Consider the following 14,978-nt stretch of genomic DNA (forward strand, 5'->3'; position numbering starts at 1 on the left):
GTTTCTATTTAAAATACTTTTTGTGAGATAACCATGATATTAAATATTTATGGTGCATATTACGAATTGAAGTTATAAAATTATTCAGTTGTAAATATATGTTATGAAATTTTCTCAACTATAGTTTTATAAAAAGGATATTTGATAAAAAGGGTATTTGATAAAAAGGATATTTGATAAAAAGGATATTTGATAAAAAGGATATTTGATAAAAAGGGTATTTGATAAAAAGGATATTTGATAAAAAGGATATTTGATAAAAAGGATATTTGATAAAAAGGATATTTGATAAAAAGGATATTTGATAAAAAAACATGGAATTCCATGTTTTTTTATTTTTCTATAATGTTTCAGTTTACTGATTTTACAAGATCCTTACTTTTATAAATGAGAGGGTGAAACTTTACGGGAGGAATTTTCTGTATTTTATATAAAATACTTTGTGCTGGAGACGAGGGTACACGTCATTTAATTGTTTAAATACGAGCAGGTAGAATACTAGAAATTAATGAGCCTATTATAGGGGTACACATTACTTAATTGTTCAAATACTTTTAATATGTTTTTCATTATTAGCGATAGAAATTTGTTTATCACCTGATATTGCTGTGATATTGTATGAAAAAGCTATTGGTGTAAATTATTCTTACAGTATATGCATATTTCTCACATTGTTTTGCATAGTATTTGTTGTAAGAGTTAAAACACATTGTTTTCATAGTATTTGTTATAAGACTTAACTTTAAATGAGCAAAAATCATTACAATAATTTACAAATGACTTGACAACTCAATTTGTAATATTGAATTTTACTGTTTCCCTATATTAGATGATGCTAGAGAATCGCACTAAAATGTTATTTTACATTTAATGGATTGGAATTTGCTCATTTATAAGACTTAAAATAATGTTTGAAATTTATGGAAGGTTTAGAGCAGTGTTTGATCGATTTTACAAGATTCCCACTTCTATAAGCGGGAGATTGAAGCTTTTGCTTCAGGTGGAGTAGAGTCTCCACCTGAAGTCTCGATGTTTTGCTTTAGCAAAACGAGTTTACTAAAGGTAGATTTATCTTTATATTGATTAATAAATCTACTTATCGCACTACAAGACAATGGATCACGTATTGTAGATTTATCTTTGTTGATTAATAAATTATTCTCCAATTCGTAATTTAGATTTTTATCATATATATTACAACGAAAAAATGCAGTATGCAGAGATTTTTATAGTGAATATTAATAAAAAAATATATGATATGGTTAAACCACAATAAGCTATGGATAAATTTCAAATATACAATATATAGTATTTATGAAATTGGTTCTTATGCATATATAGTGATGAGTTTCTATTTAAAATACTTTTTGTGAGATAACCATGATATTAAATATTTATATTGCATATTACGAATTGAAGAAATTATTAAGTTTGTATGTTATATGGGGGGAAAGTAGACAATGGCAGAGGTGAGGGAAGGAGTTTCACTAAATACGTCTCCTGAAGTGCTAGGGATTGAGCATAGTTTGGATAAACCAGTATATGAAAAGGTTAAAAGATTATTGGATATAATATTATGTCTAATAGCATTTCCAATAGGAGTTGTATTGGTAATTTTGGCTGCTATATTCATTAAAATAGAATCAAAGGGTTCTATTTTTTATTCGCAAGAGAGGCTAGGAAAAAGCGGGAAAAAGTTTAAGTTATATAAGCTTAGGAGTATGAGTATAGATGCAGAGAAAAATGGTGTGCAGTGGGCAAAAAGAAATGATCCTAGGGTGACAAAAGTTGGTAAGGTTATTAGAAAAACTAGAATTGATGAGATTCCACAGATTTGGAATATATTGAAAGGGGATATGGCTATAGTAGGTCCAAGACCTGAAAGAGAAGTGTTTTATGATAAATTTGAGAATGAAGGAATTCCATTTAGAAGAAGATTATTAGTAACACCAGGACTCACGGGACTTGCACAGGTGAATGGCGGATATGATATGAGCCCAGAAGAAAAGCTTGAATGGGATATGGTATATATGAGAGAGAGAAATTTTATCATGGATATGAAAATAATTTTTAAAACTGTGACTGTAGTGTTTACAGGTAGTGGAGCAAGATAAATTTAAGGAATAAAATAAGGGAGATGTGCAGAATGAAGGTATTGGTGATAGGGGGAGCAGGGTTTATTGGTTCTAATGTTGTTGATAGGCTTATTGATGAAAAATATGATGTAACGGTAATTGATAATTTATCAACAGGTAAAATAGAAAATGTAAATAGTAAAGCGAGTTTTTATTTGTGTGATATTAGAGATGTTGAAAGATTAAATGTTGTTTTTGAAGTTGAAAAACCAGAAATTGTTATTCATCATGCTGCTCAGATAGATGTCCAAAAGTCTCTAAGAAATCCTGCTGAGGATGCAGTTATAAATATAGTTGGAACAATAAATGTGCTAGAATGTTGTAAAAATTGGGAGGCTAAAAAAATAGTATATGCTTCGTCTGCTGCGGTATATGGTGATCCAGAATATTTACCAGTCGATGAAGAGCATAAAGTGGATCCGATTTCTTTCTACGGGATATCAAAGCACACACCAGAACATTATATCAAAGTTTATTCACAGTTGTACGGTATGAAATATACTATTTTAAGGTATGCAAATGTTTATGGAATTAGGCAGGAGCCAAAGGGAGAAGGTGGAGTTGTATCGATTTTCTTGGATAAATTTTTAAAAAAAGAACAACCTACAATATTTGGTAATGGTGAACAAACGAGAGATTTTATTTATGTAGAGGATATAGTTAAGGCGAATTTGAATGCTTTAAAGAATGGAGATAATGAAATAATTAATGTAAGTACGAATCAAGCAGTAACTGTAAATGAATTGTATAAAAGTATGAAAGAAATTTTTGAAAGTAGTATGTCAGTGAATTATAGCGAAGAAAGAAAAGGAGATATTTTGCATAGCTATTTAGATAATAAGAAAGCTAAAGACAAACTTGAATTTAGTAATGAATATGAGATTAAAGAAGGTCTAAGAAAGACCATTGAATATTATAGAGAAATTTATAAGGGAATGGGAGAAGTTGCTATGAGTGAGTAGAGGACATAAGTATTATATACATTCTTGTTTTTAATTCTCCTATGTTTTCTGCTTTTGTATCAGTTTGGGTATAAGTATTATATACATTCTTGTTTATAATACAAAGGCTAGTGTAGATATAGATTCCATAAGATTTCAACTTCTATAATTAGGAGATTGAAGTGTTTTGCTTCAGGGGAGTAGAGTCTTTACATGAAGTTCAGATGTTTTGTTTTAGTAAAACGAGTTCACTACAGGAGGGGAGAACATGTTATGTGCTTTGATTATGGCAGGCGGAAAAGGAACAAGGTTTTGGCCACTATCAACTGAAAAAAAGCCGAAGCAATTTTTAAATTTACTTGGTGATAGTACGATGATTCAGATGACTGTCAAGAGAATAGAAAAATTAATTCCAATAGAAAGAGTCTTTGTTGTTACTGGTAAGCAATATGTTGATTTAGTAAAAGAACAGTTACCTAATATACCACATGACAATATTATTATAGAGCCTTATGGCAAAAATACAGCACCATGCATAGTTTTATCTGCATTTTGTATTAATAAAAAATATTCTAATGCAACTATAGTTGTTCTTCCATCTGATCATTTGATTGAAGATAATGAAGAATTTTTGAATGTATTAAAAGCTGGAGAAGAATATGTTGAAGATAATCATGAAGCTATAGTTACAATAGGAATTATGCCTAATAGACCTGAAACTGAATATGGATATATTAATTTTGATAGAATAAGTGGAATAAAGAATGGTAGAAAGATTTTGAGTGTAAATAGATTTGTAGAAAAGCCTAATGAAAAAATGGCAAAAAAATATTTAGATGATGGACATTATTTATGGAATGGTGGAATGTTTATTTGGAAAACATATAATATTTTGAGTTTGACCAAAAAATATTTGAGTAAAACTTTTGATGTTATTTCAGAAATTGCGACAACATCTGAAAGAGAATATGATAAAGTACTTGAAGAGAAGTATGAATATGTTGATGGAGTTTCAGTGGATTATGGAATTATGGAAAAAGCAGAGGAGATTTATGTTATTCCTGGTGAATTTGGATGGGATGATGTAGGTAGTTGGAGTGCTATTGAGAGGTATTGGAAAAAAGATAGGGATGGTTCTGTTGTAATAGGAAATGGTTGTTGTTTGGAAGGTAAGAATAATATGATTGTTTGCAATGGTAATAGAGTTATTATTGATAGTTTAAGTGATATTTTTATTGTAGAGAATGATGGATATATTATTGTTGGTAAAAAAGAGAATGTGGATAGAATAAAAAAAGTTAAAGAGAAAGTAGCTATATAAGGAGAAAAAGATGAAGAAAATTGCATTAGTTAGTTTTTCGAATAATTATGATATGCAAGAATATTTATATACATTGTATGAAGATATGAAAGAGTTAGAAAATGAGGTTATAACCTTGGGAAGTTCTAAAGTTATAACAAATACAGATATATGTAAAGAAAATATATTGATTAATTCTCCAGATAGACCTGGAATAGAAATTAAAACATTCAATATTAGAGAGCTTATTAAAGTATTAGGTATTTTAAGGAAGGTAGATGTTATATATTTTATTAGTTCTCATGTGTGGAATTTAATTATTATAAGATTATTGAAGAATAAAGTTAAAATTATACATACTGTACATGATCCATTCCCGCATGAAAATGAGAAAAGCACGAAAAATATTGAAAAATATAATAGGTTCATTTGCAATCAGATTTTTAATATAGTATTACATAATAAGGAATATAAGGATAAATTTAAAAATTATTATAATTATAAAGGGAATTTATATTGTGTGCCGTTATGGAGAAAGTGGAAAAACTATGATAATAAAGATAGATGGGAAAAAAATATTTTGTTTTTTGGAAGAGTTAATCCGTATAAAGGGATACATCTGGTTGAAAAATTTGCTGAGGAGTTAAAAGATTATAATTTCTATATTGTAGGAAAATTTAGCGAAGAATCAAAAGTATATAAGGAAATTTTAATGAAATATGAAAATGTAATTATAAAGGATGACTATATAGAGGTAAAAGAAATGGAAGAAGTTTTTACTAATGCGGATTTAGTTATATTGCCATATATATCGGCAACGCAGTCGGGTGTAGTTGTTGAAGCATATAGACATTCTAGAACAGTTGTTGCATTTGATGTAGGTGCTTTAGCAGAACAAATAGAAAATGGTATTAGTGGATATTTGGTTGAACGGATGAATACAGAAGATTTTACTGATAAAATAAAAAAATATTTTAATCTGTCAGAAAAAGAGAAAAAGAAATTATCAAAAAGAGCATGGGAATATGGTAAAGAAATATTTTCAACTGATACAATTATTAAAGTTATTGGAGAAATTTTAAGATTATAGAGGGAGTAGAATATGAAAATATTACTTATTAATGAATATGGTTCTTGGGGTGGAGCAGAAAAAATATTTTATAATAGTGCAAAAGCATTTAAAGAAGATGGACATGATATTTTATGTTTGTTAGGTTCGGGAGGAATTTTAGAAGAAAAGTTACAAAATAATGAAATTAGAGTTAAATTATATAGAGAGGGCAGAAAGGAATTAAAAGAAAATAGCTTTATGTTTATGGGAAAAAGAATAATAAATGTTATTTCCGTTTTTCAAAATTATATCAAATTAAAGGAAGATTCTAATAATGTAAAAATTGAGGTAGATAAATTTAAGCCGGATATTATTTATCTAAACAATTTGAGACCACTAATTATATTTTATAACATAAAAGAAATAATGAAGAATACTAAAGTGATATGGCATGAACATGGGTATCAGAGGTCTAAAATAAGGCAATTTTTACTGGATAATAAATTATTAAAGTATATAGATAAAATAATATGTGTTTCAAATCATGTTTGTAGTTGCCATTCAGAACGTATAAAATACAAAACTATAATATTAAATAATGGTATTGAAGATATAGGAGTTAAGAGCATATCATTAAATAAAAGTAATGATTTTGTGGAATTTGTACAACCTGCTTTTATAACAAGGTGGAAGGGGCAAAATACTGTTTTAGAAGCAGTGAATATATTGATAAATAAATATAAATTAACAAATTTTAAAGTGAAGTTTTTAGGAAGTCCTAGAAGCAAAGATGATAGTAGGTATTTAAGTTCATTAATACGATATGTGAAAATAAATGACTTATATAATTATGTTGAATTCCTAGGATTTAGAGATGATGCAGTTGAAATAATAGGTAAATCTGATATGCTAATATCTTCTTCTCAAGAACATGATCCATTTCCAACTATATTATTAGAAGGGTGTTGCTTGGGAAAAGCAATCATATCATCAAATGCTGGAGGAAGTTCTGATATTGTTAAGCATAACAAAAATGGATTTGTTTTTAGTATGAAAAATGGTGAGGAATTAGCAAAGTATATGAAAACTTTAATTAAAAACAGAGATTTAATAAATAAGTATGGTAAAGAATCGCGAAAAATATATTTACAGAATTTCACCATAGATAATTTTAATAATAATATAGTAGATATTATTTCTAGCATTTAGAAAGAACTTCAATTCGTAATATGCGATATAAATATTTAATGTCATATATTTTTTTATTAATATTCACTATGAAAATTTCTGCATACTGCATTTTTTCGTTGTAATATGTATGATAAAAATCTAAATTACGAATTGAAGTAGAAAGAAGGGATACATTGAAAAAACTTATTATATTTGTAGATGCATTGCCTTTTGAGAAAATAGATTATTTTCCTAATATAATTAATCAACTAAAGGTATCTAAAATTAGACCTTCATATGGATATAGCGTTAATCTACATTATTTAATGTTTGAGGGAAAGTATCCTGATTATGTTGGTTTTTTTGGAGAGTATAAGTTTAATTTACATTCGGAAGTACAAAAAGATGGATATGAGTTTAGGTTACATACAGAAGTACAAAAAGATAGAAATGAGTTTAATTCAAATTGCGAAGTACAAAAAGAAAGACATATGTTGAAATCTGTTGATGTATTTTTTGAAAAAACGAGAATGGAATTTTTTAGAAAGGTGTTTAGAAAATTAGTTTTAAAAATTGATGATATGATTCCGTACGATAGAAGAAAATATTTCAGTAAAAAAGGGAAATATTTTTTTAGAGAATTAGCTAAGAAAGGCGTATATTTAGGGGAAACATATGATGTTTACTTAGAAGAATTAGACAGTGAGTTGCCTAAAGAAATAAGTAAAAGAATACTAACTCTGAAAGATAAATTATGCAATAAAGTCTATAAAAGTAATAATGTATTTTTATCATTTTATACGTTAGATTATTATGGACATTATTATGGAACAGAAGCAAATGAATATAATGAAATATTGAAATTATATGACAAAATGCTAGTTGATATAATTATTGAAGCCAAAAAAAATAATTATGAAAAGATTATTTTACTTTCAGATCATGGTATGACAACTGCTAGAAAATACGTAAATCTAAGAAAATTTGAAAATGAATTTTCAAGATATTTTGGTAAAGATATTATATATTTTTATGATTCATTATATTTTCAAGCTAAATTTTTAAATGATAATGGACAAGAACTATTGAAAGAAATAGAAAATTATTTTAAAAAGTTACCAGGAACAAAGATTAGTAATAGTGAAAGACGGCTGCATGGATTTGGTTCAAATGATTTTGGAGATTTTATTTTTGTGTTAAATAATGGGGTTGCATTTTCGCCAAATTATTTTGGTTATACGAAAATGAGGGGTTATCACGGATATGCTCCTGGCATTAAAGAACAATATGGAATTTGTGCTATTTTAAGTAATGATAATTTTGAATTAGATGAAGAATATAGTTCTTTGGATTTGAGTAAATTTATTAATAAATATTTAAAGGGGTAGAGTATTCATGATTATTAAAATTTAAGAATATTCAAAGTAAGAAATTTTAGATTAGCATACGGACTAGTTATTTTTTTAAAAATACCTAAGTGTTAGATATATAAAATTGGTGAAATTTTTTCGGATTCTATTCTATTTAAAATTTTATCGATTTTACAAGAATCTACTTCTATAAGTGGGAGATTGAAGATTTTGCTTCAGCTGGAGTAGAGTCTCCACCTGAGGTCCCGATGTTTTGCTTCAGCAAAACGAGTTCGCTTAAGGCAAAAAGTTTTAGTTTTTAATTTACAGAAATGGGAGTTTTGCAGAAATGATAAAGTATTATAAAGGAGCAGCATGTAATGATTGATGCAAATTTATTAATGTATGAAAGTCAAATTCAGTATTTAATTAATGATATAAAATGTGAAATATTAAATTTAGTACCTGATGTAGAATATTTGATATTAACTGGAAGTGGAGGTAGAGGAGAGTTATCGTATATAAATATAAATAATGAATTGAAATTATTAAGTGATTTGGAATTTTTTGCAATACTAAAAAAGGATGTTAATATTAATAAGTTCAGAAAGAAAAAAATACAAAAACGTATAAAATACAAATACAATAACTCTCCAGTAAAAACACCTTTTTTTCATGTTGATGTTGATTTTTTGTCAGTTAAAATGTTTAATAATCAAGATACTTTATTGATGTATGAAACTATTACAAATTCTAAATTGATTTATGGAGATAATGGTAAGTTCAATGAAGAAATAGTTAAAAAGTATAAAGACAAAATGTGCAAAATTAAGAAAGATTTCGTTATTGATAAGAAAGACATTCATAACATACTATTATACCGACACTATGCAATAATTAGTAACTTGCAATTTGAAGATAATAATTTGTCAAGAACAATAAATTTATATGCTATCTGTAGAAATTCTTTAGATTTACTCACAATAATTTTGTACTATAACAATATAACAAAAACTTCATATAAACAAAGGATCGATTTTATTAATGAGTACAGTGGCAAGGAATATAGATATTTTACTAAAATTATTAAGTCTAAAGAGTTTTTAACATTCATTAATGAATGTTATTGCTACAAGGAGAAACCTTATATACCTGAGACAAACAATAGTTTCATTGATATTATGAAAAAATACATATATTATACGAATGCAATTTTAATAGAAATTATAGAAAATTTTTATGAATGTTCAATAGGGAGTATGTCAGATGGTGCAACAGAGTGCGTACTAAGAAAAGCTTACTTTTATATAGAAGATGAGTTTTTTAGAGAAAATATGTCTACTATAAAAAAGTTTGTTTGGAATATATATTTTAGCTTGGTGATTAAGAAGGATATTAGAATCTTTATAAAGTCAATTTCTATGGATAATGCTGAATTATTTATTCAATTAAATGAATTTATCAAAGAAGTAAAAAACTGCTTGATAAATGAGAAAATTGAAAAAAAGATTATTTGTTTGAGTAAGAGAAAAGATATAGTAACTTTGTACCAAAGCAAATATCCATATTCATTAATATAACTACAAATGAACAAATTTCAATCCATTAAATGTAAAATGACATTTCAGTATGATTCTTAAGTATCATCTAATACAGTAAAACAGTAAAATTCAGTATTACAAATTGAGTTGTCAAGTCATTTGTAATTTATCGATTCTATAAGACTCCCACTTCTATAAGTGGGAGATTGAAGCTTTTTGCTTCAGGTGGAGTAGAGTCTCCACCTGAAGTTCCGATGTTTTGCTTTAGCAAAACGAGTTCACTGTAATGATTTTTGCTCATCTAAAGAATATAAGAAAATTAAGATTATAGAGGGTGGATGAAATGTGTATAAAAAATGAGTTGGAATACAGGATATATGTTAATAAAGTAATGAATACCGATAAATTGAAATTTTTGTATTTAATAATTTTTGGGGCTTCGTTGAATTATATATATATTAGATTTAATAGTATAAATATTATATTTGCATTAATATTTATTATAGCTATTGTTTTGTTAATGAAAGCTGTCAACAAGTATGATAGATTGGCATTAATAACGTCAATAAGTATTATGGTAGAACCTAATATTATTGGGAACCTGTCTTTGAGTAATATTATACTGCTGATTGCTCTATTTTCAACTTTGTTTGTATATAAGAATTTTAATTTAACTTTTTTAAGAAATAGATCAATTTTTTCACTAATAATTTTTGTATGCTATTTAATTATTAACGTAATATTTACTTTATTTAAGGGGATAACTGTATTTATTGTAATGAAAAATTTATGGATTTTTGTTTCATTGATTATATATTTAATAATAATAAGTTTATATTTAAGCAAGGAAAGTAAACAAGCTATTGTATCATGTTTATTGACAGGTATTGAAGGGTGGGGGGTTCTAATTGTAAGTGGTTTTATAGTTAGAATATTAATGTATCCTAGCATTATTAATAAATTACTTTTTAGTTTAGATCAATCATCAACTTCAGTATTAAACAGACAATATTTGGCATTGTATTATACTGATGTAAATTATATGTCCATAGCTTGTGTATGTGCTATATTTGTTACTTTGATAAAGTTGCAAAAACAAAAAAAAAAGTTAAGGATATTGAATTTTATAATTTTAAATCTATATATTATGCTAACTTTATCGAGAACGGGATTATTATTGATTATGTTAACATATTCGATATATATTACTGTTATATTTTTAAAAAAGGGTTATAAGAAAAGAATGTTGTTCATATCAATAAATATATTACTAGGCATAATATTTTTAGGGTGCTTATCGTATAATTTTAAAAATATACAAATTTTACAATCAATTATTTCGAGATTTAGCAGTATAAAACATGATCCTAGATTTGATGTGTACAAAGCTGCTATAAATGTATTTGAAATGTCTCCTATTTTAGGTACTGGTGTAGGTACATTAATAAAATTATCTGCAAATTACCTTGGCACACCTCATATTGCTCATAATGTTTTTTTAACTACATTGGCTGAATCTGGTATAGTAGGATTGTTTTTATTGCTTTTGTTTGAAATAAATTTGTTATTTGAAGTTCGTAATAAAAAAAGTAAACATAATTTCTTCATATTGTTTATAGTTTTTTTAATTCCACAATTATGGTTGGATGTATTTTTTAATCCCAATACCATTGTGATAATATGTATACTTGTATTATTTAATGGAGAACTTGAAGAATATTTACTGCTGTAAACTATAGAAAAGAGGTTATATTATGATAAGTAGGAAAGTTCAAAGAGTATTTTTAAGAATGGTATTAAAGTTAATAGGTCCCCAAAAAAGAGCTGATTTTATTAAAAAGAGAAATATTTTGTATTATGTAGGAAAGAATTGTAGTTTTACTACTGTTGATTTTGGGAATGAACCTTATTTAATCTCGATTCATGATAATGTTGAAATAGCATCTGATGTGACATTTATTACTCATGATAATAGCTGTTTTTTAATAAGTAGATATCTCAAACTAGAAAGAAGATTAGATAAAGTAGGAAGTATAGAAATATTTGATAATTGCTTTATAGGTGCAAAATCAATTATAATGCCCAATGTAAAGATAGGTCCCAATTCTATAGTTGCTGCAGGGAGTATAGTTACTAAAGATGTACCTAAAGGAACAATTGTGGCTGGTAACCCAGCAAAGGTTATATGTACTATTGATGAATATGCGAATAAGTTAATAAATACAAATAAGAATTTTAAATGGAGAGAATATTTAAAGGACCCTAGAAGAAATAAGGAAATAATTATTGAAAGTCGTAAAAAATATTTTTGGAATGATTAAATTTAAAGTGGTGTTAGAATATGTCATTAATAAGAGATATGAGAAAAGTTTCTATAGCTGCAATATTATCAATACTAGTTGGAGTAATTCAAACTTTTTTTATTCCTAAAGTTTTAAGTGTCAACCAATATGGAACTTACAAAGAGTTTACATTAGTAGCATCATATTTGAATATTTTATCTATTGGATTTATAGATGGAATGTATATAAAATATGGTGGAAGAAATTATAAAGAATTGAAAAATGATGGTTTAATTGGAGAAATTAAATTTTTTGTAGTATTTCAATTTTTCATATTCTTTCCTATGCTATTGATTGGGATTTATATAAAAAAATATATATGTGTGTGCTTAGCTATATTAGGATTTACTCAGAATATTGTACTTCTTATTAAACATATTAATAAAGCGGTCGGAGAATTTAAAGAATTTTCTTTTATTGTCAAGCTAGAAAGTATATTAAAGTTAAGCATAGTGGTTTTATTATGTATTTTATTTAAAAATGTAAACGAGAAATATTTCATAATAGGGATTATAATACCTTACATTATAATAATATTGATTAATATACCTAAATTAACCAGTACATTCTTTGCATGTAGTAAAATTAACATTTCAAATATTAAGATTATTTTTTCATTAGGTATAATTATTATGTTGGGAAACTTGATAAATAATCTTTTTTTTACTATTGATAGATGGTTTGTTTTAGCAAATTTTGATGATATAAATTTTGCTTATTATTCATTTGCAACGTCATTGATTACATTGGTTTTTGTATTTGTAAGTTATGTATCTTCAACTTTTTATCCTAGATTAGCTAAAAAGCCAAATAACTTTAAATTTATTTGCAAGGTTAAAACGTTTGGTATAATTCTCAGCATGTTATTTATTAGTTCATATTTTATTTTAACGAGAATAATCCAAGTGTTTTTATATGAATATTTAAATGCATTGGATATCATAAAGATATTATTTTTATGTATTCCTCCTATGACTATCATTTTAGCTATTTATGTCAATCTTTATAAAGCAAGTAAACAAGCAAAAAAATATTTAATTACTGTATTTATTATGTTGATTAATGCAAGTATTTTGAATGTTATTGCAATTTTAATTTTTAATGATATTTTAGTAATTGCAGTAGGAACAACTATGTCATATTATATATGGTTAATATATTCATCTAAACATTTTCAAGAAGTTAAATTAACAAGAAAAGAATATATTTTCATATTTGCAAACATAATTTGTTTTTTAATAACTGCTAAATTAAATAATGCATTTTTAGGATTTATCATTTATTTAAGTATATTTTTTAGTTTGGTTTGCATATTGTTCAGTCAAGAAATTAGAACTTTTACAAATATCGGTAAGCTCGGTCGCAAGCGCCCTCGCTAGGTCAATGTTATCAACTTAATATGTAAATAATTTGGAAAACAAAAAACAATAAAATTTTAATTGTAGATTATTCATTTAAATGTGCTAATAGACTAAGGAAACACATTTTGCAAGGAGGGAATAGTGATGAAAAGTTTATTTATTATTGGTAGCAAGCTCGGTCGCAAGCGCCCTCGCAAAGGAGTCAGACCGTTCGCCAAGCAAAGGGCGTGATGTATAGCAAGTGAGAATCCTGCATGACAAAGTTTAATCAACAGTCAATCATGAAAAAATAAAGAAACACTACCATTTGAAAATCCTGCATGACAAAGTTTAACCAACAGTTATTAGCGAGTTTTGAGTTGTTTGGGGTGACTCAAAGGGCTAAGCGTAGACAGCAAACTGGTGGGCCGTAAGCCGAATGAGGTTGAAGTTGATAGCTCCGAAATACCTAGTTGGATAAGGTCAATATGTTGGTCTGCATAGAAGACAGTACTAAACATTCGTTATGGTAAGAATGATTTAGCTTACCCGGAGTCGTAGGACACGGCACGTCAGATATTGTTACATCACGTCAACTTGGGAGAACTCAACTATTCTCATACACAGAGATGAACTTGGGAGAACTCAACTATTCTCATATACAGAGATGAACTTGGGAGAACTCAACTATTCTCATATACAGAGATGGGTATGATGGACAAGTATAAAAGAAAAAACCAAAAGATAGTTGAGTAGTCGGATTACATCATAGTACTGATGAAACAGGGTAATGCCTGTGGAGGAAAGGATGTAACATATTATTGCCCTTGAAAAGGGAAACATCACCTTACACACAGAGGAGGAAAATGGTGTATACAAAACTTCAAAGGATAGCGAAAATAGCTAAAGAAAGACCAAATGAGAAATTTACTTCATTAATACATTTGATTAACAAAGAAATGTTAATTAAATGCTACAATGAACTTAAGCCGAATAAGGCGACAGGAATAGATGAAGTAACAAAGAATGAATATGAGGTAAATCTAGAAAATAATATCGAAAATTTAATAGAAAGAATGAAAGGATTAAAATATAAACCTAAACCAGTAAGAAGAGCATATATTCCAAAACCAGGTACACATAAGAAAAGGATATTAGGCATACCCTCATATGAGGATAAAATTGTTCAATTAGCTATTAATAAGCTACTAACAACAATTTATGAGCAGGATTTTATAGATAGTTCCTTTGGATTCAGACCTAAATAGTGACATTTCAATAGTGGACAGGTAATTTAATTAAAATTCATGCATATATGGATGTTTGGTTCCAATATTCAATTGGAGCCAAGCATCCTATTTTTGATATCTTCTGATATTGTACCAACAAAAACTGTATTGCAGTTTTTGTAATGAACAGGTACCTTACAAAGACTTGAAGTGAAGCAAACAATCTTTGTTGCTTTTATCGATTCTATAAGACTCCCACTTCTATAAGTGGGAGATTGAAGCTTTTTGCTTCAGGTGGAGTAGAGTCTCCACCTGAAGTTCCGATGTTTTGCTTTAGCAAAACGAGTTCACTGGACTATCTCTTCACCCTCAACCTTACTCGTTAGGGGAAGCGAACAATATTTCTTGTTTTTATCGTAGAATTTGTATTAATAAAAAATACAAATACTTTTTAAAAGATAGTGAAAATACAACAAAAATTAAGATATAATATAAGTAGAGGAAAGGGTGATATAATGGAGAGATTAAAACCTTTGAATGATTTTATTTTCAAGAAACTCTTCGGAGAAAACGAAGTAAA

At 27.2% G+C, this 14,978-nt stretch carries 11 protein-coding genes; all 11 read left to right on the forward strand.

What is annotated here, in order from left to right; genetic code table 11:
• The first annotated feature begins 1,460 nt into the window (after window positions 1-1,460).
• The 11 genes from CLTEP_RS11890 (at window position 1,461) to CLTEP_RS11940 (ending at window position 14,437) form a co-directional block, all read left to right on the forward strand.
• Entirely contained in the window at window positions 1,461-2,114 is a 654-nt protein-coding gene (locus tag CLTEP_RS11890; RefSeq protein WP_066826992.1) for a sugar transferase, read from the forward strand.
• 32 nt (window positions 2,115-2,146) lie between these two features.
• Window positions 2,147-3,097 (forward strand): NAD-dependent epimerase/dehydratase family protein, encoded by a 951-nt coding sequence (locus tag CLTEP_RS11895; protein WP_066826994.1) that lies wholly within the window; start codon window positions 2,147-2,149, stop codon window positions 3,095-3,097.
• Window positions 3,098-3,344: 247 nt separating this feature from the next.
• Window positions 3,345-4,397 (forward strand): mannose-1-phosphate guanylyltransferase, encoded by a 1,053-nt coding sequence (locus CLTEP_RS11900; protein ID WP_066826995.1) that lies wholly within the window; start codon window positions 3,345-3,347, stop codon window positions 4,395-4,397.
• A gap of 10 nt (window positions 4,398-4,407) precedes the next feature.
• Window positions 4,408-5,466 (forward strand): glycosyltransferase family 4 protein, encoded by a 1,059-nt coding sequence (locus CLTEP_RS11905; RefSeq protein ID WP_066826996.1) that lies wholly within the window; start codon window positions 4,408-4,410, stop codon window positions 5,464-5,466.
• Between the two features lie 12 nt (window positions 5,467-5,478).
• On the forward strand, window positions 5,479-6,636 hold the full coding sequence (locus CLTEP_RS11910; RefSeq protein ID WP_066826997.1) for a glycosyltransferase family 4 protein: 1,158 nt from the start codon (window positions 5,479-5,481) through the stop codon (window positions 6,634-6,636).
• A 155-nt stretch (window positions 6,637-6,791) separates the two neighbouring features.
• A complete protein-coding gene (locus CLTEP_RS11915) occupies window positions 6,792-7,985 on the forward strand; it encodes an alkaline phosphatase family protein (RefSeq protein WP_066826998.1) in 1,194 nt (397 codons plus the stop codon).
• Between the two features lie 341 nt (window positions 7,986-8,326).
• Window positions 8,327-9,526 carry a hypothetical protein gene (locus CLTEP_RS11920; protein ID WP_066827004.1) on the forward strand — a complete coding sequence of 400 codons (1,200 nt, stop codon included), beginning with the start codon at window positions 8,327-8,329 and terminating at the stop codon, window positions 9,524-9,526.
• Window positions 9,527-9,830: 304 nt separating this feature from the next.
• Window positions 9,831-11,219 (forward strand): O-antigen ligase family protein, encoded by a 1,389-nt coding sequence (locus tag CLTEP_RS11925; protein ID WP_066827005.1) that lies wholly within the window; start codon window positions 9,831-9,833, stop codon window positions 11,217-11,219.
• A 22-nt stretch (window positions 11,220-11,241) separates the two neighbouring features.
• On the forward strand, window positions 11,242-11,808 hold the full coding sequence (locus tag CLTEP_RS11930; RefSeq protein WP_066827006.1) for an acyltransferase: 567 nt from the start codon (window positions 11,242-11,244) through the stop codon (window positions 11,806-11,808).
• 20 nt (window positions 11,809-11,828) lie between these two features.
• Window positions 11,829-13,208: a lipopolysaccharide biosynthesis protein gene (locus CLTEP_RS11935; protein WP_066827007.1), complete on the forward strand. Its 1,380-nt coding sequence runs from the start codon at window positions 11,829-11,831 to the stop codon at window positions 13,206-13,208.
• Between the two features lie 830 nt (window positions 13,209-14,038).
• Entirely contained in the window at window positions 14,039-14,437 is a 399-nt protein-coding gene (locus CLTEP_RS11940; RefSeq protein ID WP_066827008.1) for a reverse transcriptase family protein, read from the forward strand.
• The last annotated feature ends 541 nt before the right edge of the window (window positions 14,438-14,978 follow it).

The sequence above is a fragment of the Clostridium tepidiprofundi DSM 19306 genome, assembly GCF_001594005.1.
In the GTDB taxonomy this organism is placed as follows: domain Bacteria; phylum Bacillota; class Clostridia; order Clostridiales; family Clostridiaceae; genus Clostridium_AC; species Clostridium_AC tepidiprofundi.